General features: G+C 70.4%; 25 protein-coding genes. 10 read left to right on the top strand and 15 right to left on the bottom strand.

The window, feature by feature from the left end:
* Positions 1–18: 18 nt before the first annotated feature.
* Together ACIRSS_RS39200 and ACIRSS_RS39195 are read right to left on the bottom strand one after the other, a co-directional pair.
* Positions 19–1221: an Ig-like domain-containing protein gene (locus ACIRSS_RS39200; RefSeq protein WP_400905862.1), complete on the bottom strand. Its 1203-nt coding sequence runs from the start codon at positions 1219–1221 to the stop codon at positions 19–21.
* A 117-nt stretch (positions 1222–1338) separates the two neighbouring features.
* Positions 1339–2523: a DUF418 domain-containing protein gene (locus ACIRSS_RS39195; RefSeq protein WP_400904277.1), complete on the bottom strand. Its 1185-nt coding sequence runs from the start codon at positions 2521–2523 to the stop codon at positions 1339–1341.
* Between the two features lie 3 nt (positions 2524–2526).
* Between ACIRSS_RS39195 and ACIRSS_RS39190 the strand changes: the two genes are divergently transcribed.
* Both ACIRSS_RS39190 and ACIRSS_RS39185 read left to right on the top strand, forming a co-directional pair.
* Complete coding sequence (locus ACIRSS_RS39190; protein WP_400904275.1) at positions 2527–3279, top strand: TetR/AcrR family transcriptional regulator; 753 nt, start codon at positions 2527–2529, stop codon at positions 3277–3279.
* 88 nt (positions 3280–3367) lie between these two features.
* Positions 3368–3502, top strand: a complete 135-nt coding sequence (locus ACIRSS_RS39185) for a hypothetical protein (RefSeq protein ID WP_400904273.1) — start codon at positions 3368–3370, stop codon at positions 3500–3502.
* Between the two features lie 96 nt (positions 3503–3598).
* Here ACIRSS_RS39185 and ACIRSS_RS39180 read toward each other — a convergent pair whose 3' ends face one another.
* From ACIRSS_RS39180 to ACIRSS_RS39170, 3 genes are read right to left on the bottom strand one after another with little or no spacing between them, the layout of a single operon-like run.
* Positions 3599–3982, bottom strand: a complete 384-nt coding sequence (locus ACIRSS_RS39180) for a VOC family protein (protein WP_400904272.1) — start codon at positions 3980–3982, stop codon at positions 3599–3601.
* 11 nt (positions 3983–3993) lie between these two features.
* Positions 3994–4824, bottom strand: coding sequence for an alpha/beta fold hydrolase (locus ACIRSS_RS39175; protein WP_400904270.1), 831 nt, complete (start codon positions 4822–4824; stop codon positions 3994–3996).
* A gap of 32 nt (positions 4825–4856) precedes the next feature.
* Positions 4857–6176: a PucR family transcriptional regulator gene (locus ACIRSS_RS39170; protein WP_400904268.1), complete on the bottom strand. Its 1320-nt coding sequence runs from the start codon at positions 6174–6176 to the stop codon at positions 4857–4859.
* A gap of 151 nt (positions 6177–6327) precedes the next feature.
* Here ACIRSS_RS39170 and ACIRSS_RS39165 point away from each other — a divergent pair, with 151 nt between their 5' ends.
* The 3 genes from ACIRSS_RS39165 to ACIRSS_RS39155 all read left to right on the top strand — a co-directional run bounded on the left by ACIRSS_RS39165 (position 6328) and on the right by ACIRSS_RS39155 (position 12076).
* A complete protein-coding gene (locus ACIRSS_RS39165; RefSeq protein ID WP_400904267.1) occupies positions 6328–7113 on the top strand; it encodes an SDR family NAD(P)-dependent oxidoreductase in 786 nt (261 codons plus the stop codon).
* A gap of 245 nt (positions 7114–7358) precedes the next feature.
* Positions 7359–7865: an SET domain-containing protein-lysine N-methyltransferase gene (locus ACIRSS_RS39160; RefSeq protein WP_400904265.1), complete on the top strand. Its 507-nt coding sequence runs from the start codon at positions 7359–7361 to the stop codon at positions 7863–7865.
* Between the two features lie 2 nt (positions 7866–7867).
* Positions 7868–12076 (top strand): amino acid adenylation domain-containing protein, encoded by a 4209-nt coding sequence (locus ACIRSS_RS39155; protein ID WP_400904263.1) that lies wholly within the window; start codon positions 7868–7870, stop codon positions 12074–12076.
* A gap of 312 nt (positions 12077–12388) precedes the next feature.
* Here ACIRSS_RS39155 and ACIRSS_RS39150 read toward each other — a convergent pair whose 3' ends face one another.
* The 4 genes from ACIRSS_RS39150 to ACIRSS_RS39135 form a co-directional block, all read right to left on the bottom strand.
* Positions 12389–12613, bottom strand: a complete 225-nt coding sequence (locus tag ACIRSS_RS39150; protein WP_400904261.1) for a hypothetical protein — start codon at positions 12611–12613, stop codon at positions 12389–12391.
* Positions 12614–12650: 37 nt separating this feature from the next.
* Positions 12651–12872 carry a hypothetical protein gene (locus tag ACIRSS_RS39145; protein ID WP_400904259.1) on the bottom strand — a complete coding sequence of 74 codons (222 nt, stop codon included), beginning with the start codon at positions 12870–12872 and terminating at the stop codon, positions 12651–12653.
* Between the two features lie 195 nt (positions 12873–13067).
* Positions 13068–13853 carry a haloalkane dehalogenase gene (locus ACIRSS_RS39140; protein WP_400904258.1) on the bottom strand — a complete coding sequence of 262 codons (786 nt, stop codon included), beginning with the start codon at positions 13851–13853 and terminating at the stop codon, positions 13068–13070.
* Complete coding sequence (locus ACIRSS_RS39135) at positions 13850–14629, bottom strand: NAD(P)H-binding protein (protein ID WP_400904256.1); 780 nt, start codon at positions 14627–14629, stop codon at positions 13850–13852. The genes ACIRSS_RS39140 and ACIRSS_RS39135 overlap by 4 nt, the downstream gene beginning before the upstream one ends.
* Positions 14630–14677: 48 nt before the next feature.
* On the opposite strand from ACIRSS_RS39135, the gene ACIRSS_RS39130 reads away from it, so the two are divergent.
* The gene (locus ACIRSS_RS39130; protein WP_400904254.1) at positions 14678–15061 is read left to right on the top strand and encodes a winged helix-turn-helix transcriptional regulator; all 384 of its coding nucleotides are present in this window, start codon (positions 14678–14680) and stop codon (positions 15059–15061) included.
* A gap of 90 nt (positions 15062–15151) precedes the next feature.
* Here ACIRSS_RS39130 and ACIRSS_RS39125 read toward each other — a convergent pair whose 3' ends face one another.
* From ACIRSS_RS39125 to ACIRSS_RS39115, 3 genes are all read right to left on the bottom strand, one after another.
* A complete protein-coding gene (locus tag ACIRSS_RS39125; protein ID WP_400904252.1) occupies positions 15152–16720 on the bottom strand; it encodes a carbohydrate-binding protein in 1569 nt (522 codons plus the stop codon).
* Between the two features lie 116 nt (positions 16721–16836).
* A complete protein-coding gene (locus ACIRSS_RS39120) occupies positions 16837–17283 on the bottom strand; it encodes a nuclear transport factor 2 family protein (protein WP_400904250.1) in 447 nt (148 codons plus the stop codon).
* A 5-nt stretch (positions 17284–17288) separates the two neighbouring features.
* On the bottom strand, positions 17289–18164 hold the full coding sequence (locus tag ACIRSS_RS39115; RefSeq protein ID WP_400904249.1) for an LLM class F420-dependent oxidoreductase: 876 nt from the start codon (positions 18162–18164) through the stop codon (positions 17289–17291).
* Between the two features lie 147 nt (positions 18165–18311).
* Here ACIRSS_RS39115 and ACIRSS_RS39110 point away from each other — a divergent pair, with 147 nt between their 5' ends.
* On the top strand, positions 18312–19133 hold the full coding sequence (locus ACIRSS_RS39110) for a hypothetical protein (protein ID WP_400904247.1): 822 nt from the start codon (positions 18312–18314) through the stop codon (positions 19131–19133).
* 54 nt (positions 19134–19187) lie between these two features.
* Here the strand turns inward: ACIRSS_RS39110 and ACIRSS_RS39105 are convergent, their stop codons facing one another.
* Together ACIRSS_RS39105 and ACIRSS_RS39100 are read right to left on the bottom strand one after the other, a co-directional pair.
* Positions 19188–19997 carry an Fpg/Nei family DNA glycosylase gene (locus ACIRSS_RS39105; RefSeq protein ID WP_400904246.1) on the bottom strand — a complete coding sequence of 270 codons (810 nt, stop codon included), beginning with the start codon at positions 19995–19997 and terminating at the stop codon, positions 19188–19190.
* Complete coding sequence (locus ACIRSS_RS39100; protein WP_400904245.1) at positions 19997–20470, bottom strand: ribose-5-phosphate isomerase; 474 nt, start codon at positions 20468–20470, stop codon at positions 19997–19999. The genes ACIRSS_RS39105 and ACIRSS_RS39100 overlap by 1 nt, the downstream gene beginning before the upstream one ends.
* Positions 20471–20515: 45 nt before the next feature.
* Here ACIRSS_RS39100 and ACIRSS_RS39095 point away from each other — a divergent pair, with 45 nt between their 5' ends.
* Positions 20516–21238 carry a 2-phosphosulfolactate phosphatase gene (locus ACIRSS_RS39095; protein WP_400904243.1) on the top strand — a complete coding sequence of 241 codons (723 nt, stop codon included), beginning with the start codon at positions 20516–20518 and terminating at the stop codon, positions 21236–21238.
* Entirely contained in the window at positions 21235–22044 is an 810-nt protein-coding gene (locus tag ACIRSS_RS39090) for an MBL fold metallo-hydrolase (protein ID WP_400904241.1), read from the top strand. Before ACIRSS_RS39095 ends, ACIRSS_RS39090 begins: the two co-directional genes overlap by 4 nt.
* Before the next feature lie 11 nt (positions 22045–22055).
* Here the strand turns inward: ACIRSS_RS39090 and ACIRSS_RS39085 are convergent, their stop codons facing one another.
* Complete coding sequence (locus ACIRSS_RS39085) at positions 22056–22676, bottom strand: DsbA family protein (RefSeq protein WP_400904239.1); 621 nt, start codon at positions 22674–22676, stop codon at positions 22056–22058.
* A gap of 164 nt (positions 22677–22840) precedes the next feature.
* On the opposite strand from ACIRSS_RS39085, the gene pepN reads away from it, so the two are divergent.
* Positions 22841–25408, top strand: a complete 2568-nt coding sequence (pepN, locus tag ACIRSS_RS39080; RefSeq protein ID WP_400905859.1) for an aminopeptidase N — start codon at positions 22841–22843, stop codon at positions 25406–25408.
* The last annotated feature ends 49 nt before the right edge of the window (positions 25409–25457 follow it).

Here is a 25457-nt window from a genome sequence, read left to right as displayed (position 1 = left end):
ACGCGCTACCGGCCGAACTCAGCCGTGCAAAGCACTCCCGGCCTGCCATGCGGACCAGCTGATCGCCCAGTCGCCGTGACCGTTGTTGATCGCCAGCTGCGGACCGCCCGAATTGGTGATCTCGACGACGTCGCCGACGTTGAAGGTGTCGAAGAACCACTTGGCGTTCTCGGTGTTCATGTTGAGGCAGCCGTTGGAGACGTTGGCGCTGCCCTGGACGCCGACCGTCTTCAGGTTCTCGTGCAGGTATTCGCCGTCGTTGGAGATCCGGACGTTCCAGTTCTCCGGTGCGTTGTAATAACCCGGGTCGCCTTCGCACACCCCGTAGGTACAGGAGTCCATGATCTTGTGTTCCTCCTTCCCCAGCACCGTGTGCGTGCCGTTGAAGGTCGGCGTCGGGCCGCGCGGCGGGGTGTCGACGGTCTTGCCCATGCTGATCGGCGCGGTCTTCACCAGCTGCCCGTTGTGGAATGCCTTGATCTGGTGCGTATTGCCGTCCGCCTTGGCGACCCAGGAGTCGTGCACCTTGTAGGTGGCCGTGACGTCCTGGCCGCCATACACCCCGCCGCCGATCGGCGTGCCGAAGGTCGTGGTCTCGAGCTTTACCGTCGAGCCGGCTTTCCAGTAGTTCTCCGGCCGGAAGTGCACCTCGCGCTTGCTCACCCAGTACCAGCCGCCCTCCTGGGCGGGTGAGGAGGTCACCTTGAACGACTTCTCGGCTGCAGCCTTGTCGGTGATGTCGTGGTCGAACTTCAGGCCGATGATCAGGCCGACACCGACATCGTTCGACGCCGGTTGGAAGAGTGCCGGCGTGGCGACCCCGGCCGGTTTGAGCGTGTGCACTTCCCCGCGCTGCTCGGTCGCCGCGCCCGCCTGGTTCACCGCGGTGGCGACCACCTGGTAGGTGGCCGCGTACCGGAGGTGGTCCGTGCTGGTCCAGGTGGTCTTGTCCGGCGAGAGGTCGCCCTTGACGGCGTTGCCGGTTTGCGGGTTGGTGACGGTGACCGCCTGCAGTGTGCCGCCCGAGGCTTTGACGACGATCGGGGCCTTCGGGTTCAGCTGATCCGCGGGAGCGAACGCCACCGTCGCGGCCGGTGCTCCGGGCGATGTCGTGGTCGCGGTTGCTCCGGCAGCTCCGGCCGGATACGCAGTTCCGATGGTCTGCCCGCTGCACGCAGCCAGGACCAGGACACCCAAGCCGAGCCCGGCGATACGGATCACTCTCACGATCACCAGGACGTCTCACCACCCCTGGCGTTGCATGACCATCCGAACTTCGATGCACCGCTCCGCCGACGCACGCCTCCTCGGTCTCATCCCACGCTCGTGCCGGCGGGGTCATCGGTCGCCTCGGCCGTAGGTGAGGCGACGTAGCAGTTTCTCGGCCGGTCCTCGGTAGGCGTGCCGTTGCATTGCATACGCCGCGAGGACCGTGATCAGCCAGACGGCCATCGCGGCGATCGCCGCCGTGAACGTGGGGCTTGCGCTTCCTGTGCCGAGCGAGAGCAGGAACGGCGAGGCCAGGACCGTCCAAGCGAGGGTCTGGAACAGGTACCCGCTCAGCGAGCGCTGCCCGAGGGCGGCGAGGGCTCCGACGACGGCGTTGGTGCGGGAGGATCTCGTGAGGGCGAGCGCGAGCAGGCCGAACAGGCAGAGGTAGCCGATTCCGCCGAAGAAGCCCGACGCTTCGTAGAGCAGCTTGACGGCCGGGCCGGTCTCGGCGTCGACCTCGAGGAATCCGCCGGCGAGCAGACCCATCGGCAGGCCACCGGCGACGCCGAGACCTGTCGCCGCGCCCCATCGCAGCAGCCGCCGGTGGTTCCGCGGTTCTTCGAGCACACGCCGCCGCGCCGCCCACGCGCCCACCCACACGAACAGGATGAACGGCAGCATCGTGAGCACGGTCATCGGCCACTCGGTCAGCCTGGCCGCCACCGCGGCGGTGAAACTGCCTGCCGCCATGGACGCGGAGTCGCCGGTCGGGATGACCGAAGGGCCGGCTGGGCCGGACACGAGCCCGGCCACCACCACGACGGCGAGGGCCACGACGGCCAGCGCCGCGAAGCCCAGGTATCCGAGCGGAACCCGGTACAGGCGCTCGCCCCGCTGCAGCAGAACCAGGGTGAACACGATCCCGACCAGGCCGTAGGCGCCGAGAATGTCTCCCGAGAACAGCAGGATGCCGTGGACCGACCCGAACGCGAAGAGCCATCCGTTGCGCCGCACCAGCACCCGGCGCACCGCGGCCGGTGCGGCACCCGCTGTCTGCTGCCGCCGGGCGAGTTGGACCAGGCCGTAGCCGAACATGATCGCGAACAGCGGGATCCCGCGGGCGTGGACGAACAAGAACAGGAACACGTTGTAGCCGCGTTCGAACCCGTGCGGGGTCTTGTCGATCCCCGGCGCGGTGGCGAAGAAAACGGTCGCGCTGTTGGCCAGCGCGATGATCAGCAGCATGGCCCCGCGGGCCAGGTCGGGTGCGAGCGCTCGTTCACCCGCTCGTACGGGCCCTCGTGCTGGCATGTCATGACCGAGGAGAAAGTGCCTGCCGAACTCGCCAGGCTGTGGCGGCTGCCGAGTGGGTCACGGCTGGGCCGGCCGGCCGGGCTCGACGTCGACCAGGTGGTGTACGCCGCGGTCCAGCTCGCCGACCGCGACGGCCTGGACGGCGTGACTCTCTCCAAGGTCGCGCAAGAACTCGACGTGACGAAGATGTCGCTCTACCGCCACGTCGGCTCGAAGAGCGAACTGTTCGTGCTGATGGGCGACCTCGCCATTGGGCCGGCCCCCGGAATCGAGCCCGGCACCGGCTGGCGCGACGGCCTGCGAGCGTGGGCTTACGCCCACCGGGAGATCTTCCTGCGGCGCCCATGGATGGTGCACCTGCCGGTGTCCGGACCTCCCGGCGGCCCGAACGCGATCGCCTGGATGGACGCGCTACTGCGCGTGCTACGCGACAGCGGACTCGACTGGGCCACCAAAGTGAGCCTTCTCAACCTGCTCGGCGGGTACGTGCGCCAGGCCGGCTTGCTGACCCAGCAACTCACGGACGGCCGACGCGACGCCGGCATCGACCAAGCGCAGATCGAACGGAACTACGGCCGGACCTTGGCGAGCCTCGTCGATCCCACCCGCTTCCCCGACGCGGCGAAACTCTTCGCCTCACCCACCTTCGACAAGCGCGAGGACGGGACCGAGCCGTCAGACCACGAATTCGCCTTCGGCCTGGAACTCATCCTCGACGGCGTTGCCGCGATCATCGCGCGCCCGGCCGAGTAGACCCATCGCAGCACCGACGCCGCCGGGGTGCGAGCGGTGGCGAAGCGGAATCCGGCCTCGACTGGGCGGCGCTGCAACCCGCGGATTCATGCAGAACTTCCGCACCGGCGCGGGTTCCTTCACCGTCGACGGCAACCTCATCGGCGCTTACGGCACCGGACGCGTGTCCTACGTGGACACCCGAGACACCGCCGCCGCCTGCTCGAAGAAACGACAGACGTAGTCGAACGCCTCACTGGCCGGCGACCACGCACGTTCGACGAGTTTCTCGCCACCGAACCGCCCCGCTGACCAGCGGGCGCGCCCGCGGACGTGCAGCTCACCCGCGTTCCTGTACGAGCTTCACGCGGTGCCCCTCGGGGTCGCGCAACCAGGCGTACCGCAGACGTCCGTCCGGTGAGTCGGCCGGACTCGCCACGGGTGCGCCCCCCGCGTCGAGCGCTCTCCGATGCAGTTCGTCAACGTCGTTGCACCACAACACGACCTCCATGTTCTCCCCGGGGCTCGTGGCGATGCCGAAGAACTCGCTGCCCACGCGGGCCGAGCTGAACCCGATCCGGACTCCTGCAGCCTCCACTTCGATCTGGTGGGGCTCGCCACGCGAAGGGAAGCGGAACTTTTCGGGCATTCCGAGCCTCCGGAAGAACGCGGCGCAGCGCTCCACGTCGTCGCACCACAGGTTCAGTTGGACAGCTTCGAACATCGCGCGGCCACCTAGCCCAGGAACTTGTCGACGACCGCGTCGAAGGCCACCGGGTTCTCGAGGAACACGAAGTGCGAACTGGCCTCGGTGGTCGGGAAGATGTGCAGTTGCGCGTCCGGGACGCGTTCGGCGATGTAGCGCTGCGAGGCCGGGCTGACGTGGCTGCCGTCGCAGCCGAGCACGAGGGTGGGGATGTCGATGCGCGGGAGCACGTCGCGCCAGTCTTGAGCGCAGTGGTCGAACAGGAGGGGCACGCCGGCGTAGCCCGGGGTGGACTTGATCTCGTTGACGACGAAGTCCCACACGGCGGGGTCGGTGTCGCCGGAGAACATCGACTTCTCGAATGCTTCCACGGCGGCGAACCCGTCCGGGCCGTTCATCGCGGCACCGAGGTCGAGCAGGCCGGCGACATCGAAGATGGCGCCGGAGTCGGTCTGCTCGGCTCCGGACATCCACGGCACGGCGGCGACCGCGGCGGGCTGGTCGACGACGACGAGCTTGCGCAAGCGGCCGGTGCCGTGGTTGTCGATGTAGCTCCACAGGACCGAGGCGCCCATCGACCAGCCGAGACCGTCGGCTTCGTCGAGGCCGAGGTGGTCGAGCAGCTGCTCGAAGTCCTGCGCCAGGCGCGCGATGCGATAGCCGTGGTGCGGCTTTTCGGACACTCCGTGCCCGCGCTGGTCGTAGGTGATGACACGGCGGTGCTCACCGAGGCCGGTGAGCTGGTTGTGGAACATCGCCTGCGTCTGGCCCCAGCCGTGCACCAGCACCAGTGGCGTGCCGTGGCCACCGGTGTCCTCGTAGGTGAGGGTCACCCCGTCGTTGGTGGTGAAGGTGGGCATGAGAGCACTCCTCGTTGGTCGCGGCTGAGCCGTCACACGCCGTCGTTGCCGAACAGTTTCAGCCGGGTGTTGCCGAGGTCACTACCTTCACGTGACGGAAGTTGGCCACGTCCGTTGCTCCGATTGTCGAACGAGCGTGGTCCGGGCTGGTCCGATTGCGCCGTGATGACGTCGAGCATGGCGAACCCGACGTGCGCGGCGAGCCGGACCTGGCCGTTCGTGATGTCGATCCCGGTCAGTTCACGGATGCGGCCGAGGCGGTAGTAGAGCGACGTGCGGTGGATGTGCAGCTCCTGCGCCGCGGCCGGGCCGTTGCCGGCGGCGTCGAGGTAAGCGCGCAGGGTCGCGGTGAGCTGTCCCTCCGGGTCGACCGCGCGCAGCTGCCGCAGCTCGTGCGGCAGGGCTGCTTCGGTCAGCTCTCGCGGGGGGATCGACAGTACCGGCCCGTAGACGCCGAGCGACTCCCACGACGCGACCGGACCGCGCAGTCCCAGTGCGGCCGCGCGCCGGGCGAGCCGGGCCTGGGCGAGCGACTCTGCGGCGTGGTCGAGCCCGTCACCGATGCTGCCGATCCCGGCGACGCACCGGAAGCGGCCCGATGCCAGCTCGTGGGCGCGGTCGAGGATCTCCTGGGCGCGACGCTCGACCGGATCGGGTTTCGCCGGCCGGGTGCCGATCAGGACGACCGCGGACTCGCCCGTGACCGCGTGAAGCACGTCCGTTCCATCGGCTCTGGGTCTGCCGGACAGGGCGTTGCGGAGCGCGATCTCGATGTGCGGCCGGGTGGTGGATGCCGTACCGGCGATCGCGATCTCGACCGCGGTGACGGTCGGGAACCGGTCGGCGCGGCCACCGGCCCGCAAGGCGGCGACGGCGTTGCGCCGCGTGGCCGGGTCGGCGCTCACGAGGTCGAGAACGGCCTGGTCGTCGTCCTCGCCGCGGCCGGTCCGCCGGAGGTCGTTGTGCAGCGCGAAAGCGAGCTCGGTGGCGACCTCGTTGACCCGTCCGAGTTCGGCGGTCGTGATGCTGCCGTCGGCGTCCATCACCATCAGCAGCGCGAGCAGCTCGCCCTCGAACCGCACCGGGACGCAGACCCGCGCGTGCATGCCGATCTCGTCGTTGGGCGGGATGAGCCCGGCGCGGGTCCACGTCGAGACGCCCTGGGCCAGGACGTGCCCGCGGGCTCGGGGTTCGGCGCCGTGGTTGAGCAGTGCTTTCACCCGGACGGGGTCTTCGTCGCCGTAGTGCGCGCTGGCGTACAGCATCTGCATCGCCGGGTCGTTGATGACCACCGACCGGGTGAGCTCTTCCGCCAGCTGGTCGATGACCGTGGACACCACACCGGAGGTCATGCCGGGGATTCTACAAACGGAGCAATGTGCTCTCCGGATCTCTCGTCTACGGACGGTAGGCGCCGTCACCGCGGAGCGACAAAGTGGTGAGACACCTGGGACGGCGCCGCGACGGTCAGGGCCGAACTTTTCTCGTCACGGAGGTCAGCTGGTGAACGAACGAGAGCTGGCCGGGCGGATCGTGGTCGTGTTCGGCGCGGGATCCTCCGGAACCGGCATCAGCAACGGCGAAGCAGCCGCACTCGCCTACGCCGAAGCCGGCGCCACGGTCGCTGCCGTCGACCGCGACCCGACCGAAGCCGATCGGGTCGCGAAGGAAATCATCACCGCCGGAGGAACAGCCCTGCCGGTGACCGCCGACGTCACGGCCGAGGCCGACGTCCGCAACGCCATCGCCCGGATAGTCGCCGCTCTCGGCGTTCCGCACGTGCTGCACAACAACGTCGGCGCCTCGATCGTCGGAGAAATCACCGAGCTCGACCTCGACGCCTGGAACCGCGGCGTGGCCATCAACCTCACCAGCGCCTACCTGACGTGCCGGCACACGATCCCCTTGATGAAGCAGGCCGGCCGAGGAGCGATCGTCAACGTGTCCTCCCTGTCGGCGATCCGCGACACCGGCTACGTCTACCCCGTCTACAACGCCGCGAAAGCCGGCCTCAACCAGCTCACCGTGTCCCTCGCCCTCACCTACGCCCGCAACGGCATCCGAGCCAACGCCGTCCTGCCCGGCGTCATCGAAACACCCATGGTCTCCCAGCAGCTCACCTCGGACCCCGCCGAACTCGCCGCGCGCCATGAGCTGAGCCCGACCGGCCGCATGGGAACCCCCCAAGACGTCGCCAACGCCGCCGTGTTCCTCGCCTCCGACCGCGCCGCCTACATCAACGGCGTCTGCCTGCCGGTCGACGGCGGACTGTCGAGCCGCTGCGGCTGACCCGCTTGTCACCATGCTGCCCGGCGGCGGCAGCCCCGACATGGGCACCGTCACCGCCGACGGCACCCAGCTGTGGCTGTCCGGGCGCTGCGACGAGGTCGTGCACGTTTTGTCCACAAAGGATGGTTCGCTCGATAGCAGAAGGTCGTTGAGAGCTTCCTGAGAGTGCGGCGGCCCGGGGGCGTGAACTCTCGGCGGCCGGTTCACGTGACCCCGGGTAGACGATCAACCCCAGGAGGTCACGCATGACCGAAACGATCGAGGTCCGGCGCGCGGCCGTCGTCCGCAGCGACGGCGAGTACCGGCTCGTGACGAACCAGGCGGTCCCGGCCGGCACGCTGCTGTTCACCCTGGAGGGGGAGCTGACGGCGACGCCGACCCGCTACACCGTCCAGCTGGACGCGGACCGCCACATCGACATGCCCGCGGGGTCGCCGCACGAGGAGGTGCTGGACCGCTACTACTGGCGGTTCATGAACCACGCCTGCGAGCCGACGGCGGTGATCCGCGACCGGTCGGTGCTCAGCCTGCGCCCGATCCCCGCGTGGTCGCAGATCACCTTCCACTACGCCAGCACCGAGTACGACATGGCCGAGCCCTTCGCGTGCGAGTGCGGCAGCGGCCGCTGCGACGGTGCCGTCCAGGGCTTCCGGTACCTGGCCCGCGAGCGGCGCGAGGCGCTGCGCTCGCTGCTTTCGCCGTACCTGCTGGCCGTGCTCGACGGCCGGATCGCCGAACCCGTCGGAGTGTGACGGTGAGCGAGGCGCTCCAGCCGGCCGTGACACCCGGGGCTCCGCCCCGGGCCGGGGGCTCCGCCGCCCGGACTCCCCGAGAAGCTGCCGAACCCGCCCTCCTGCACCAGTTCTTCGAGCAGTCGGCCCGGCGGTGGCCGGACGCGGTCGCCGTCGACCTCCCGCCGTCCGGTGGCCGGCCCCGGCGCACCGTCACCTACGGCGACCTGCACCGGCGGTCCTCGGCCGTGGCGCGCGCGGTGCACCAGGCCGTGCGGCGGCCGGGGATCGTCGCGATCCTGTTGTCCCGCGCGACCGAGGACCTCTACCTGGCGCAACTCGGCGTCCTGCGGTCCGGTTCGGCCTACGTCTGCCTCGACCCCTCGTTCCCCGACGAGCAGCTGGCCCACATCCTCGGCGACGCCGCGCCGGCGTTGCTCGTCACCGACCGGGCCGGGCACGAACGGGCCGCGCGGGCCGGCTACACCGGCGCGGTGCAGCGCGTCGACGGACCGGCGGAGCCCCCGGCCCGGGCAGTCATCGCACCTGCGGCGCCGCCGGGGCTGGCCTACGTCATCTACACCTCGGGCACCACCGGCAAGCCGAAGGGTGTGCTCGTCGGGCACCGCGGGGTGGTCAACCTGATCCGCTCGGACGTCGCGGAGTTCCGGCTCGGCCCCGGCGACCGCGTCGCGCAGGGCTCCTCCCCGGCCTACGACTCCTCGGTCGAGGAAGCGTGGATGGCGTGGGCGTGCGGCGCCACCGTCGTGGTGATGGACGACGAGACCGCGCGCCTGGGTCCCGACCTGGTGCCCTGGCTGCGGCGCGAGCGCGTCACCGTGCTGTGCCCGCCGCCGACCCTGCTGCGCGCGACCGCGTGCGAGGACCCGCGGCGGGAGCTGCCCGACCTGCGCCTGCTCTACGTCGGCGGGGAGGCGCTGCCCGCCGACGTCGCGGAGCGCTGGGCGCCGGGCCGCCGGATGGTCAACGGCTACGGGCCGACCGAGTGCACGGTGACCTGCTTGCGCGCCGACGTCGAGCCCGGAAAGCCCGTCGCCATCGGCAAGCCGGTGCCCGGCATGCGGGCCTGGGTGCTCGACGAACGGCTGCAGCCCGTCAAGCCCGGGGAGAAGGGCGAGCTGTGCATGAGCGGCCCGGGCCTGGCGCTGGGCTACCACGGCAAGCCGGAGCTGACGGCGGAGAAGTTCCCCCGGCACCCGCGGCTCGGGCGGCTCTACCGCACCGGCGACCTCGTGCACGCGGAACCGGACGGCACGCTGTTCTACCACGGCCGCATCGACTCCCAGGTCAAGCTGCGCGGCTACCGGATCGAGCTGGAGGCGATCGAGGCGTCGCTGGCGCGGTTCCCGGGCGTGCGGGAGGCGGCATGCCGGGTCCAGGGCGAAGGGGCGGGCCAGGTCATCGCCGCGCACCTGGTGCCGGACGGCGCCATGCCGGATCCGGCCGCGCTCAAGGACCACCTGCGCGCCGCCCTGCCCGCCTACATGATCCCGGCGGTCTTCGGGGCGGCGGACACGCTGCCGCGCAGCGCCGGCGGCAAGCTGCGCCGCGACGACCTGCCGGTCCTGGCCACCGGGCGGCGCCACGCCGTCAAGACCGCCGGCACCGCGACCGAGGAGTTCATCGCCGACGCCCTGCGCGAAGTGTTCGGGACCGCGGACATCGGCGCCGACGACGACTTCTTCGACGACCTCGGCGGCAGCTCGCTGCAGGCGGCGATGCTCATCTCGAAGCTGCGCGCCAACCCGCTCACCGAGGCCATCGCCGTCCGGGACGTCTACAGCGCCCGCACCGTGTCCGGGCTCGCGAAGCTCGCGGCCCCTGCGCTCCACGACGAGCTGGACGCGGTCGCGGCACCGTCGCACGGCGCGATCGCCGTCACCGCGGCGCAGGCGGCCTGGTTGCTGGCCGAGCTGGCGATCGCCGCGCCGATCGGGTACTTGGCCGTGTTCGTCGCACTCCCCTGGCTGGCCGAGCGGATCGGGCTGGTCCCGCTGATCGTCCTGCTCCCGATCGCGGCGCTGGTGGCCGGGTTCGGCTGGACGCCGGTGGCCGTGTTCCTCGCCGTCCGCGCGAAACGGGTGCTCATCGGCAAGTTCGAGCCGACCCGGGTGCCGGTGTGGAGCGGGTTCCACCTGCGGCTGTGGATCGTGCGGCACCTGCTGCGGTTCGTGCCGTGGGGAACCATCGCCGGCACCGAGTTCCAGAACATCGCCCTGCGTTCGCTCGGCGCCCGGATCGGCAAGCGCGTGCACATCCACCGCGGCGTCGACGTCGTGCAGGGCGGCTGGGACCTGCTCGACCTCGGCGACGACGCCACCATCGCCCAGGACGCCTCGCTCGGCCTGGTCCAGCTGTCCGAGGGGCACCTGACGATCGGGCGGGTCACCGTCGCGGGCGGGGCCACCGTCGACGTCCGCGCGGGCATGTCCCCGAACACCCGGCTCGGCCGCGGATCCTGGCTGGCCGCGTTGTCCTCGCTGCCGTCAGGGACCGCGGTGCCCGACGGGCGCCGCTGGGACGGCGTCCCAGCGCACGACGCGGGCCCGGCACCCCGCGCCCCGGTCCCGGTCGTCTCGGGCAGCATGCTCTCGCCGTTCGCGCACGGGCTCGCGACCATCGCGGCGCGGGCGGCCTTCGCCTGGCTGTTCGCCCTCCCGTTCTCGGCGGTCATGATCGCGCTCGTGCTGACCTTCGACGTCACGTACCCGTCGCTGCTCGACGCGCTCACCCGGCCGTGGGCACACCTGGAGTTCCTGCTCGTCCTCGCGGTGGCGACCTGCCTGTCGCTGCTGGTGTCGGTGTGGTGCGAGGCGCTCAGCGCACGGCTGCTCGGCCGTGTCGGCGACGGCGTCATCAGCCGCTGGAGCCTCGCCTACATCCGGATCGGGCTGAAGACGAATCTGGTCACCACGGCCGGGAACTGGCTGTCCGGTGGGCTGTTCTGGCCGGTGTGGCTGCGCTGGGCGGGGATGAAGGTGGGGCGCGGCTGCGAGATCAGCACGATCATCGACGTCGTCCCGGAGCTGGTCGAAATCGGCCCGGACACGTTCTTCGCCGACGGCATCTACCTCGGCGGGCCCCGGATCCAGCAGGGCACGGTCGCCCTGGCACCGGTCCGTCTCGGCCACGACACCTTCCTCGGCAACCACGCCGTCATCCCGGCCGGGCAACGCCTCCCCCCGGACATCCTGATCGGCGTCTGCACGGTCGCCGACGACCGCGTCATGCAGCCCGGCACGTCGTGGTTCGGCCACCCGCCGATGTTGCTGCCGCGCCGGGAAATCGTGGAAACCGACCGCGCCCTCACCCACGACCCGTCGTTCGCGCGGGTCGTCACGCGGGTGTTCTGGGAGTGGCTGCGGTTCGCGCTGCCGGTCGTCCCCCTGGCCGTCATGACGGCGTGGTTCGCCGGAATCGCTTACGTCGCAAGGACTCTACCGCTTCCTGCCGTTCTCTTCCCGGGCGCCGCCGTCGTCACGCTGGCGAGCGCGATCCTGCCGTGCCTGATCGTGCTCGCGTTGAAGTGGGGCCTGCTCGGCCGGGTCAAGCCGGGCGTGCATCCGTTGTGGTCCTGCTGGTGCAGCCGGTGGGATTTTCTTTACGTCGCCTGGGGTGTCATCGCTTCCGGCGTGCTGTCGGCCTTCGAAGGGACGTTGATGCTGCCGCTGTACCTGCGCCGCATGGGCATGACCATCGGCAAGCGCGTCGTGCTCGGCGAGGGTTTCGCCCAGGTCGTCGACCCCGACATGCTGCACTTCGGCGACGGGGCGACGGTGAGCGCGATGTTCCAGGCCCACACGTTCGAGGACCGCGTCCTGAAGATCGACCACGTCCACGTGGGTGCCCATTCGACCCTCGCCCACGGCACGGTCCCGTTGTACGGCGCCGAAATCGGCGAACACGCGTACGTCGCACCGCACAGCGTGATCATGAAGCAGGAGCACCTGCTGCCACGGCTGCGGTACGCGGGGGTGCCGACGAAGGAGCAGAAGGCCCCGTCGCCGAGGGCGAACCCCGAGCCGCCGACGCAGCCGCTTCGCCAGGCCAGGCGAGTGAAGGCGGACCCGGTACCGCCGACCCAGGCGTTCTGGCAGTTCGACCGGACTTTCGCCGTCCCGGGCGAGCAACCGGCCAGGCAGCCGCGGGCGGCGGGCCGCCACCGGGCGGGGCACTCGCCGCACGGACGTGCCGACGTCCCGATCACCTGACCCCGGTCCGCGGCTTCGGCACCTCCCGGAGCCACGAGTGCGGACATCGTTCGCCGGACCGGGAACAGCTGGTGCGCGCGATCGGTGACCGCCGGCCCCGCGGGGTAGTCCAGGCCGGTGGACAGCAGGTCGAACGCCTGCCTGGTCAGCTCGGATTCCGGCGCCGGCCGGCTGCCCGCTCGCCCGCTCGCCAAGCGACGGCGGCCGTCTGTACCGTGCAAAGCACGAAAGCTGTCCACTCGGGAATGATCGGGGAAGGCGCGCTTCTGCCACTGAGAAGGTGATCGGCAGCGCTCGCGTGCCCCGAGCGGATCACCGCCGGAACACCACCCGGCCGGCGGCGGCCAGAAGGCGGAACTGGCCGCGTTCGGCGCGACACGGGCGCCAGCGGCGGCACCATTCGCTGCCGCCCTCGGTGAGGACCTCCGGCCCACTGAAACGTGCTCCCGCCGCATGCTGATGTGCCCGCACGCTGGTCGAGTCCACCGACAACAACGCCATCACCGCAGGATCATCCGAGGGCAGCGAATCGCGCACCGTCTGAAACATCCGCTCGTACGTCCCGTCACACGCCCTAGTGCGGGATGGCCTGTTCGACCAGCAGCGCCGCCACGGCGCGCGTAGCGGCATCGACTCCGGGATCCCGATCCATCCACGCAGCGATCCCCGCGCCGTCGAACAACACCACCAACTGCTGCGCCAGCAGCTTGGGGTCCGGTGCGCCCGCACGCATCGCCAGGTCGATGAACAGGTTGTGCAGCCAGGTCCGGTAATCGTGCGCCGACCGCTCGACCACCCCACCCGGGGGTGCGTCGACGCTGGCGCTAGTCGCGGATGTCGTTCCACTGACCGCCGCAGCCGTACTCGCCGCCCGTGCCCGTTACGCAGACCTGGGTCCTTCGTGTTTACACGATGCAGGAACCCCGTCCCAGCAGCCTTTGATGTGATCGGATGCCGAGACCCGCGTTTTTCAGGACCGCCGATTCGGCGGCTACTCCAAGCCGGCCGTCAACCAGTTCGTCAGCGTCTCCGCGATTCGCTTCGGTTGGTCCTCCGGCGTGTGGTGGCCCGCCTCCACCGGGTGGTGGGCCACCTTCAACCCCGCGAAGTTCGATGTCATCCAGTCGATCATCGGTGGGGTCAGCATCGTGTCCGGGCCCGGGTCGAACGTGATCAGGAGCTTTGGCACATCCGGCGAGGACGCCAGCCAGCCGTCGAACTCCTCGATGCGGGACACCACCGACTCCGGCTCGCCGTCCAATGGCATCGAACGGGCCCAGCGCAGCAGCGGGATTCGGGACTCCGGGGTCGGGTACATGCCTTCGTACTCCGGTGGGAGCGACTTCAGGAACATGTCGATCATCGGCTCGCCCGCTCCCGGGGTCTTGAGCGCGCGGAACACCTCCGCTCCCGCCGGTGGGAACTCCTCCCACGTCATCGGCTTCAAGACCGCCTCCGTGAACGCCAAGGCGCGGACCCGCGAAGGGTGCCGGGATGCCCAGTCCGCCGCCAGCGCTCCGCCCCAGTCGTGGCCCACCAAGACCACGTTGTCCAACGACAGGGCGTCGAACCACTCCTCCAAGTAGTGCGCGTGGTCGGCGAACGTGTAGTCGATGGGTGGCCTTGGCGAGGACCCCATGCCGATCAAGTCCGGGGCCAATCTGCGTCCCGGCACCCCGGGAATCACGTTGCGCCACAGATGGGACGACGTCGGGTTGCCGTGCAGGAACACCACCGGCGCGCCCGTTCCGGTGTCTACATAGGACAAGTTGCTCACTTGAACGCCACCGCGTTGCGGGCGGCCCACTCCGCGAACGGACGCGGAGGGCGGCCCAGTACCCGTGATACGTCCGGACTCACCCGCTGCTCCGCCGGCGACGGCGTCCCCAGGATGTCCAGCGTTGCCTCCGCCACCTCGGGTGGCATGAACCCCGTCATCGCCGCGAACGCTTCCTCGCGGGTCTGCGAGACGAACCGCACCGGCTCCCCCAGCGCCTCGCCGATCGCCGCCGCCTGGTCGCGGGGCGTCACCGATGCGGGCCCCGTCAGTTCGTACGTCTGACCCGCGTGTGAGGCGTCCAAGAGCGCCGCCGCTGCCACCGCGGCGATGTCCGACGGGTCGATCACCGGCAACCCGATGTCGCCGAACGGCGCCGCCAAAACTCGGGACGTACGCACGCTTTCCGCCCACTGGAACGCATTCGACGCGAACCCGCCCGGACGCAGGATCGTCCACTCCGGACCCGACGCCCGTACCGCGTCCTCGAAGAACGCCGGGTGGCGGCCCGTTCCGACGCCCTGCGACGACAACAACACCACCCGAGCCCCGGCGGCCTCGTCCAGCACCGGCTCCAACGGCCCCTGGAAACCCGGTGGCAGCAGCAGGAACACCGCCGACGCACCGGAGAACACCGGACGCAACGACGCCGCGTCCGTCAAGTCGGCCGAGATCGGCCCGCTGCGGGACACCGCCCGCACCTCTTCACCCGCCGCCGCCAGCGCCTCCACCAACGGCCGTCCGACATTGCCTGTAGCTCCCGTGACAACGATCATGCCGACGACGCTACATTCCGACGTATAGTAGGTACCTAGAGGAAAGTAATGGCTGGAGGCCCGAAAGTGACCGGAACCACACCCGAGCTGGCCTGTCCGATCGCCCCCGTGGTCGACATCGTCTTCAGCCGGTGGACCACGCCGATCCTGTGGACGCTCAACGAATACGGCCGCCAGCGGTTCGTCGAGCTCGAACGCCGCATCGCCACCATCACGCCGAAGGTGCTCACCCAGCGGCTGCGGCAGCTCGAACGCGACGGCCTGGTCGTGCGCACCTACCACGCGGAGGTGCCGCCGCGGGTCGAGTACGAGATCAGCGAGCTGGGCCGCAGCCTGGGGCCGCTGTTCGCCAGCCTCGCCGAGTGGTCGCCCAACCTCGATGAAGTAGAGAAGGCCCGCGCGGCCTACGACTCCCGCGGCTCGGCCAGGTAAGCGCCAGCCGCGGGACACCCCGGCGGCGAACGGGTTCCGGGCGAAGCCGGCGCTATGCCCGCTTCGCCCGGAACTCCGCAACTCCCCGCGCTACGGCGAAACGTCCAGGTAGTCCAGGTTCGCCGGGCCGTCCGCGGTCGTCGCCGTGAGGCGGACCGTGTGCGGGCCCGCGCCCAAAGCCGCCGACCGCGAAACCGTGCTCCACGTCGTCCACGCGCCGGTCGGCGGGAACTGCACCCCCGTCGCCACCACCGTTCCGTCGATCGTGAGGTCGACCGGGCGCGCCGCCGTCGTGCCGTTCGCGTAGCCGAACGTCAGCGTCGATGCCGGGCCCGTCACCTGCCACTCGACGTAGCTACCCGCCGCGTTGGCGCCGTTCGCGAAGCCCGTTCCCGAGAAGCCCGCGTGGTTCGAGTCCACCGTGCCGCCCGCCGACAGCGAAGCCGACTCGGCCTCGTAGCGCGTCGCACCACCGGCGCGGGACACGCGGTAGAGCACCGTCGCGTGCGAGGGCACCGACGCGCTGATCGACCCCGAAGTCGTGCGGACCGCCTTGCTCCACAGGTCCTTCAGCGTGTACGACGACGCGCTGCCGATCCCGGTCGCCGACGCGGAGGTGCTGATCGTCGCCGTCGCCGCCGTTTCGTTGGACAGCGCCACCGCGCGGTCGCCGTTCGCGAGCACCTTGCTGTAGACGACCAGGCCGCCGTTCGAGCTCAGCACGGTCGCCTGCTTGCCCAGCGGGTCCTGGTCCAGCGCGATCACGTCGGTGTTCTTCAGGATCGAGAAGCTGTCGTCGGACACCTTGCGCAGGTCGCTGCCGATGAGCAGCGGCGCGGCCATCATCGCCCAGAGGCTGAAGTGCGTGCGGTACTCGGCCGCGGTCATGCCGCCGTTGCCGACCTCCAGCATGTCCGGGTCGTTCCAGTGCCCGGGGCCGGCGTACTGCGCGAGCCCGCGATTCGTCTGAGCTTTGCCGATCATGCTCGACCACTTGTCGGAGATGTCACCGGTGGTGCGCCAGAGGTTGCCGACCGGCGCCGCCCACGTCCACGGCTTGTTCTGGCCCCATTCGCAGATCGAGTACGCGATCGCGCGGCCGGACTTCGCGAGCGCGTCCCGCATCGCCTTGTACCGCTGCTGCGCGTCGACACCCTGGTTGTTGCAGTTGTCGTACTTCAGGTAGTCGACGCCCCAGGAAGCGAAGAGGTTCGCGTCCTGCTGCTCGTGGCCGAGCGCGCCGGGGAAGCCCGCCTTGTTGCACGTGTGCGTGCCGGCGCTGGTGTAGATGCCGAACTTCAGCCCCTTGCCGTGGACGTAGTCGGCGAGCGCCTTGATGCCGTGCGGGAAGCGCGCCGGGTCCGGGACGAGGTCGCCCTTCGCGTCGCGGTCCGGCAGCGCCCAGCAGTCGTCGATGTTGACGTAGGTGTAGCCGGCGTCCTTGAGCCCCTTGCTCACGAAGATGTCGGCGATACCCCGGATCATCGCCTCGTTGAAGTCGGCCTTGCACTGCGTCGAGTTCCAGTTGTTGAACCCCATCGGCGGGGTGCGCAGGAGCCCGTTTTCCAAGGCGGAAGCCGGGGTTTGACTCAGTACGGTGCCGCTGGCCGCGAGCGCGAACGCGGCCGCCGCGACCGCCGTGCGCCGAAGGAAGGACATGCTTGCTCCCTGGTGGAGACATCGGAGGTCTACACCAGTTAGTAAAGAGTCCTACCTAACCGGAGGTCAAGAGATCATGTATCAGATATGAAAATTGGTTTCCGCTGGCCGGGACGCTACTCCGTCACCTGCCGGGCCGTCGCCATCGCGCGTTCGGTCTCCCAGAACGCGCGCATCGACGTGATCAGGCCGTCCTCGCCGACGCGGTAGACGAACACCCCGTCGGTGTCGACGCGGTAGCCGCCCGGCAGGTAGGTCGTGATCGTGCCGACGTTGGCGCACTCGTCCCCCGCCGCGTGGGAGTCGCGGATGGTGAACTCGAAGCGCTCGACGTTGCCGATCGTCTTGTCCCAGAACGCGCTGATCCCGTCGCGGCCGTGGTGCCCCTTGCCCTCCTCGTCGAAGAACGACGGCCCGACCGGGTCTTCGACGACGCCGTCGGGGGCGAACAGGTCCAGCCAGGCCTCCTTGTCCCCCGCCGCCACCGCGGTCATCGACGCGAACGCCGCGCGCCGCGCCGGCGGCTGTTCTGCCGCCGTGTCCCAGCTGACCTGCACGCCCATGCCCGTCACTCCTCGAACTTCGCGATGATTTCGGTGCCGAACTTGCGGATGGACTCGAGCTTCGGCTCGATCGGCGCGTCGAACCCGACGCCGTCGAACACCCACGGCATGGTGATGATGTCGGTGACGCCCACCTCGGCCTGCTCGCGGTAGCCGTCGAGGCCGAACTTGTCGATGCAGACGGCCTGGTACTCGAACGGATCGTCGGCGCGGCCACGCTCGGCCAGCAGTTCCTTGATCCGCGCGATGGTGTCGCGCAGCTCTTCGAGCTTCATCATCGCCGAGGACCAGCCGTCGGCGACCCGGGCGGCGCGCTTCAGCGCGACTTCGGTGTGGCCGCCGATGTAGAACGGCACCCGCGTAGGCGGCGCCGGGCTCATCTGGATCTTGTCGAAGTCGTAGAACTCGCCGTGGTATTCGACCATCCCGCCGTCGAGGATCAGCCGGAGGACGTCGATGGCCTCGTCGACGCGCTTGCCGCGCCGCTCGAACGGGACGCCGCAGTACTCGAACTCCTGCGGCAGCCAGCCGACGCCGAGCCCGAGGCCGAACCGGCCGCCGGTGAGCACCGACGCCGAGCCGACCTGACGCGCCAGCAGCACCGGGTTGCGCGAGCCGAGCTTGAGCACGGACGTGTAGAAGTGGATCCGGCTGGTGACCGCGCCCATCGCGGCGGTCGCGACGAGCGGGTCCACCCAGGGGGTCTCCGCGGTCCAGAACCGGCTGCCGTCGGGGGTGTACGGGTAGTCCGTGTCCACCGTTTCGGCGTAGAAGAGCGAGTCCGGCAGGGCGATGGAGGCGAAGCCGGCCTCTTCGGCGGCCCGGGCGAGCTCGCCCAGCTGATCGAGGGGGTTCATCGCGATCGACAGGGTGAACTTCATGGTGTCGAACTATAACGTGTTCTAGTTTCCTCGGCCAGCTCTGACGGTGTGCCGGATCACTCGCCGGGAACCCTCCGCGTAACGTCCGCGTTGTCCGAATCAAAGGTGACTTCCGGTCACCGAGCCCCGAACTTCTGGGAGTGGTCCATGGGCACCGCGATCTTCCTGATCGTGCTCGTCGTCGTGATCGTCGGTGGCGGCCTCTATTTCTCGCGGCAGCGCGCCGCGGCCCGGCAGCGGGAGCTCGACGACGCCAAGGCCGACGCCCGGCGCCTGGTCGAGCGGCTCGGCGGCCAGGTCCTCAACCTCAACGGCAACGACACCGCGTCGATGCAGGCGATGGCCGACGCGAGCGAGCGCTACAACGCCGCCGGCTCGCAGCTGGAGCAGGCCCGCACGATCGAGCAGGCCCGGCTGGTCAAGGACACCGCCGTCGAAGGCCTCTACTACGTCCGCGCCGCGCGGGTCGCGATGGGCATGGACCCCGGCCCGCAGCTGCCGGAGGAGGCCGAGCGCGAGCGCGCCGGCAAGGTCACCGAACGGCGGGACGTCGACGTCGAGGGCCAGCACTACTCGGCCTCGCCCGAGGCCGGGCAGGACACGCCGTACTACTACCCGGGCGGCCGCGTGGCCGGGCGGCCGGTGCCGCAGGGCTGGTACAGCGAGCCGTGGTGGAAGCCCGCGCTCGTCGCCGGCGCCTGGGGCCTCGGGTCGATGTTCCTGTTCAGCGCGATGTTCTCCGGCATGAGCGGCATCGCCAGCGCGTCGGCCTGGGAGTCGGGTTACGACGCGGGCCAGCAGGACGCACTCGAGTCCGGCGACATGGGCGGTGGCGACGACTTCGGCGGCGGTGACGGCGGAGGCGACTTCGGCGGCGGAGACGCGGGCGGCGGAGACTGGGGCGGCGGCGGTTTCGATGGCGGCGGCTTCGATGGTGGGGGCTTCGACGGCGGCGGTTTCGACTTCTGACCCCTCGTGAGTGGGAAACAGGGTTCTAGCCCTGTTTCCCACTCACGAGCGTTTTCAGGCCGGCTGGCAGGTGGGGCACCAGTAGAGGTTGCGGCCCACCAGCTCCGAGTTCGCCACCGGCGTCCCGCACACCAGACACGGTTCGCCCGCGCGCCGGTAGACGTAGACCTCGCCGCCGTGGCGGTCCACCCGCGCCGCGCGGCCCATCGCCTCCGGCAGGTGCTCGGGCCGGACCGTGTCGATGCGGCCGACGCGGACGCCGTCGCGCATCAGGACCACCAGGTCGGCCCACATGTCGTCCCACAGCGCGCGGTCGAGCGCGCGGCCCGGCGTCAGCGGCGCGACGCCGTGGCGGAACAGCACCTCGGCGCGGTACACGTTGCCGACGCCGGCCAGCACGGCCTGGTCCATCAGCAGCGCCGCGATCGACGTCTTCGAGCGCGAGATGCGCGCCCACGCCTGCTCCGGTTTCGCGTCGCGGCGCAGCGGGTCGGGCCCGAGGCGCGCCTTGATCGCGTCGGCCTGGTCCGGCGAAAGCAGCTCGCAGCGCGTCGGGCCGCGCAGGTCCGTCCAGTGCGTCCGTCCGGCCAGCCGCAGCCGGACCTGCCCCACCGGCTCCGGCGCGGGCAGCGGGGACTCGCCGAACGTGCCGTAGAGGCCCAGGTGGATGTGCACGATCCCGGCCGGGCCGTAGTCGTGGAAGAGGTGCTTGCCGTACGCCTCGGCGCCGGCGAACACCCGGCCGTCCAAACGGGACGCTTCGGCGGCGAACCGGCCCTGCGGGCTGCTCACCGCGACCGGGGCGCCGGCGTACCGGCGCTTGTGCAGCCGCGCGAGCCGGTGGAGCGTGTGCCCCTCGGGCATCAGGCCTCCGGCAGCGCCGGCGGCTTCCCGGTGCGCTCGTAGTCGAGCAGCTGCTGGACGCGGCGGGCGTGCCGCTCCTCCGGCGAGACCTCGGTCGCCAGGAACGCTTCGACGATCTCGGTGGCCTGCTCGACGGTGTGCATCCGGGCGCCGACGCCGATCAGCTGGGCGTGGTTGTGCTCCCGGCACAGCTGGGCGGTCTCGATGCTCCACGCGAGGCCGCACCGCGCGCCGGGCACCTTGTTGGCGGCGATCTGCTCGCCGTTGCCCGAACCGCCGACCACGATGCCGCGGCTGCCCTCGTCGGCCACGACGCGCAGCGCCGTCTCGACGCAGTAGGCCGGGTAGTCGTCGGCCGCGTCGTAGACCCGCGGGCCGATGTCGGTGACCTCGTGGCCCTGCTTCTCCAGGTGAGCCACCAGGTGGTTCTTCAGCTCGAAACCGGCATGGTCGGATCCCAAGTAGACACGCACGGCTGGAGTCTGCCATCAGGTCCGGTTTCGGGCATGCTCCGGGGGGTGGGGATCTGGGAGCAGACCGGGTACGACGTCCGGCTCGACTGGGGCGGCGAAGGCGTCGCCGCGCTCGGCCGGGAATGCGCCGTGCTGGTCGTCGTCGACGTGCTTTCCTTCGGCACCACCACGGATCTCGTGGTCGGCCGCGGCGGGCGCGTGCTGCCGGTCCGGTGGCGCGACGAACGCGGAGTGGCTCGGGCGCGGGCGGCCGGCGCGGTGGTCGCGGGCGAGGGCGCGTTCACCCTCAGGCCGTCTTCTGTGACGGAAATCCCGCCCGGGACACTGCTCGCGCTGCCCTCGCCCAACGGCGCCACGCTGTGCGACGCCGCCGCGGCGACCGGCGCGCACGTCCTCGCGGGCTGCCTGCGCAACGCCTCCGCCGTCGCCGCGAAGGCGCACGAGCTGGGCGGCCCGGTCGGGCTCATCGCCGCCGGGGAACGCTGGGGCGTGGACATCTCCGGCCGCGGCGACACGTTCGGGCCGCTGCGGCCCTGCGTCGAAGACCAGGTGGGCGCGGGCGCGATCGCCGCCGCGCTCGCCGGGCTGGGCCGTTCGCTGTCCCCGGAAGCCGCGCTCGCCGCCCGGTCGGTGGACGTCGACGCCCTGGCGGCGTGCGTCTCCGGACGCGAGCTCACCGAGGCGGGCCACGGCGGCGACGTCGCACTGGCTTCCCTGCTCGACGTGAGCGATGCTGCCCCGATGATGGGTGAAGGAGTACTGGCATGACCGGCCGCTGGATCGAGGTCGCCGACGGCGTGCACGCGCGCCGCTACGAGGAGCTGGACCTGACCGTCGGGCTGGTCGTCGGCGCCGACCGCTGCCTGGTCGTCGACACCCGCGGCGACCTCGAGCAGGGCGCCGAGCTGGCGGCGGCGGTCCGCGAGCTGACGCCGCTGCCGTGGTCGGTCGTCTTCACCCACGCGCACTTCGACCACACCTGGGGCACCGAGCGGTTCACGCCCTGCGCCGTCTGGGCGCACGAAGGCTGCCGCGCCGAGCTGACCGAGTACGCGGAAGACGCCCGGGCCAAGTGGATCGCCTACTACCGCGAACAGGGCAAAGCGGAGACCGCCGACGCCATCGCGCGCACCACGTTCGTGGTGCCCGACCACCTGTTCACCGACCGCACCGAGCTCGACCTCGGCGGCCGGACGGCCGTCCTGCTGCACCCCGGCCGCGCCCACACCGACCACGACGTCGTCGTGCACGTGCCGGACGTGGACGTGCTCTTCGCGGGCGACATCGTCGAGAACGCCGAACACGGCTTCAGCGCGTTCTCCTTCAGCGCCGAATCGGACCTGACCGCCTGGCCGGACACCTTCGACCGGCTCCTCGAGCTGCGGCCGCGGGTGATCGTGCCCGGCCACGGCGACCCGGTCGACGCCGACTTCGTCCGCTACCACCGCCACGGCCTGCACGAGCTGATCGCGCTGAAGGCGGCGATGGGCCGCGGCGAGACGACCGAGGTGGCCGCCGTGGCAGCCTCCCGCTACCCCAGCGACGTCACCTTGGCCGCCCTCGCGACGCCTTAGCCGGAATCAGCTCAGCCGAAGTTGAGCTCGCCGCTGCGGGTGCGCTTGAGCTCGAAGAAGTCGGGGTAGCTGGACAGCGCGACGGCGCCGTCGAACACCTTCAGGGCGTCTTCGCCGCGCGGGATCGAGCTGAGCACCGGGCCGAAGAACGCCACGCCGTCGATGTGGATCGTCGGGGTGCCGACGTCCATGCCGACCGGGTCCATGCCCTCGTGGTGGCTCTTGCGCAGGGCCTCGTCGTACTCGGTGGAGTGCGCGGCGTCGTACAGCTCGGCCGGCGCGCCGATGGCGGCCAGGGCCTCCTTGATCACCGCGTCGCGGTCCTTGTTGTCCTGGTTGTGGTAGCGGGTGCCGAACTCGGTGTAGTAGTCGCGCAGCACCTCTTCGCCCTTGAGCTGGGACAGCGCGACCGCCACGCGCACCGGGCCCCAGCCCTGCGCCAGCGACTCCTTGTACTTCTCCGGCAGCTCGTCGCGGCCCTCGTTGAGCACCGACAGGCTCATGATCCGGAAGTGCAGGTCCAGGTTGCGGTGCTTCTCCACCTCCAGGATCCAGCGCGAGGTGATCCAGGCGAAGGGGCAGATCGGGTCGAAGTAGAAGTCGACCTTCGTGGGCTGCTCGGCAGCGGTCATCAGGCACTCCTGTGCGAAGTCAGGTCAGGTCCCGGGGGTGGGCACAACCCCCTCACAGCGGGCCAACACCCGCGGACGCGGGCTTGTTCCCTTATCGCCCGTCACCCCGTCCCCATGATTGGATGCGGGGAGTTGAAAACCGATACCAACGACCAGAGGTGCCTGTGCCCGCCCCCAACCTGACCCGCGACCAAGCCAAGCTGCGCGCGGACCTGCTCGAAGTCACCGGATACGACATCGAGCTGGACCTCACCGACGGCCACGGCGGTCCCGGGGAGAAGACCTTCGCGTCGACGACGACCGTCCGGTTCTCGAGCGCCCGGGCCGGCGAAGACACGTGGGTCGACCTCGTCGCCGACCGCGTGCACTCGGCCACCCTGAACGGCGCGGACGTCGACGTCAGCGCGTACGTCGAAGACAAGGGCATCGCGCTCGCCGCCCTGGCCGAGGCGAACGAGCTCACGGTCACCGCCGACTGCCGGTACATGAACACCGGCGAGGGCCTGCACCGGTTCGTCGACCCGGTCGACGACGGCGTCTACCTGTACACGCAGTTCGAGACGGCCGACGCCAAGCGCATGTTCGCCTGCTTCGACCAGCCCGACCTCAAGTCCGTCTACCGGCTCACCGTGATCGCGCCGAAGGACTGGAAGGTCATCTCGAACACCGCCGCCGAGTCCACCGAGGAGACGCCCGAAGGCGCCGTCCGGACGGTGTTCAAGGAGTCCGAGCAGCTCTCGACCTACCTGGTCGCGCTGATCGCCGGCCCGTACGCCGAGTGGCGCGACGAGTACGCCGACGAGCACAAGACGATCCCGCTGGGCATCTACTGCCGCGCGTCGCTGGCCGAGCACATGGACGCGGACAAGCTGTTCACCGAGACCAAGCAGGGCTTCGGCTTCTACCACGAGAAGTTCGGCACGCCCTACCCGTTCTCCAAGTACGACCAGCTGTTCGTGCCGGAGTTCAACGCGGGCGCGATGGAGAACGCCGGCGCGGTGACGTTCCTGGAGGACTACGTCTTCCGCAGCCGCGTCACCCGCTACGCCTACGAGCGGCGGGCCGAGACGCTGCTGCACGAGATGGCGCACATGTGGTTCGGCGACCTGGTCACCATGCGCTGGTGGGACGACCTGTGGCTGAACGAGTCGTTCGCGACGTTCGCGAGCGTCCTGGCCCAGGCCGAGGCGACCGAGTACAAGAACGCGTGGACCAGCTTCGCGAACATCGAGAAGTCGTGGGCCTACCGGCAGGACCAGCTGCCCTCGACGCACCCGATCGCGGCCGACATCGTCGACCTGCACGCGGTCGAGGTGAATTTCGACGGCATCACCTACGCCAAGGGCGCGAGCGTGCTCAAGCAGCTCGTCGCCTACGTCGGGCTGGACCACTTCCTCGACGGCCTGAAGGTGTACTTCGGCAAGCACGCCTGGGGCAACGCGACCCTGGCCGACCTGCTGGGCGCGCTGGAAGAGGCGTCCGGGCGCGACCTGTCCTGGTGGAGCGCGCAGTGGCTGGAGACGACCGGGCTGAACTCGCTCAGCCCGCGCTACGAGGTCGGCGCGGACGGGACGTTCACCTCGTTCGCCGTCGTGCAGTCGGGCGCGAAGCCGGGTGCCGGTGAGCTGCGCACGCACCGCGTCGCCGTCGGGATCTACGACGAGGACGGCGCGGGCAAGATCGTCCGCACCCAGCGCGTCGAGCTGGACGTCGACGGCGAGCGCACCGGGGTGCCCGACCTGGTCGGCCGGCCCGCGGGCAAGCTCGTGCTGGTCAACGACGACGACCTGACGTACTGCACGATGCGGCTCGACCCGGCGTCGCTGACGACGCTGATCGACCGCGTCGCCGACATCACCGAGCCGCTGCCGCGGACGCTGTGCTGGTCGGCGGCGTGGGAGATGACGCGCGAGGCCGAGCTGAAGGCCCGCGACTTCGTCACGCTGGTGCAGCGCGGCATCCACACGGAGACCGAGGTCGGCGTGGTCCAGCGGCTGCTGCTGCAGGCCCAGACGGCGCTGAACTCCTACGCCGAGCAGGAGTGGGCGGCCTCGACCGGCTGGCCGGCGTTCACGGCGCGGCTGCTGGAGCTGGTCCACGGCGCCGAGCCGGGTTCGGACCACCAGCTGGCGTTCGTCAACTCCCTCTCCGGGTCGGTGCTGGACGCGGCGACGCTGGACGTGGTGGCCGGCTGGCTGGACGGGTCGGCGCCGCTCCCCGGGCTGACGGTGGACACGGACCTGCGCTGGCGCCTGCTGCACGCGCTGGTCGCGCACGGCAAGGCGGCGGCTTCCGAGATCGACGCCGAGCTGGCCCGCGACAACACGGCGACCGGTCGCCGCCAGGCGGAGCGAGCACGGGCGTTGCGTCCGACGGCGGAGGCCAAGGCGGACGCGTGGCAGCGCGCGGTGTACGACGACGAGCTGCCGAACGCGGTCAGCGACTCGTTGATCTCGGGCTTCTCGCACCCGGGCCAGAAGGCGCTGCTGGGCTCGTACGTGGCCAAGTACTTCGAGGTGATCGACGAGGTGTGGCAGCGCCGGTCCAGTGAGCGCGCGCAGCCGATCGCGATCGGGCTGTACCCGTCGTGGGCGGTGGACCCGGGGACGGTGTCGGCTTCGGACGAGTGGCTGAAGGGCGAGCACTCGCAGGCTCTGCGGCGGTTGGTTTCCGAGGGCCGGGCGGGGATCGTGCGGGCTTTGGCGGCGCGGGACTTCGACGCGCAGGCCTGATCGGACGTAAAAGGGCCCCGCACCGGCTGGTGCGGGGCCCTTTTCGTCG

The organism is Amycolatopsis sp. NPDC101161 (assembly GCF_044768185.1).
GTDB lineage: Bacteria > Actinomycetota > Actinomycetes > Mycobacteriales > Pseudonocardiaceae > Amycolatopsis.
Note: the sequence above shows the minus strand (reverse complement) of the source record. Positions and strands in the feature narration are given on the sequence as shown.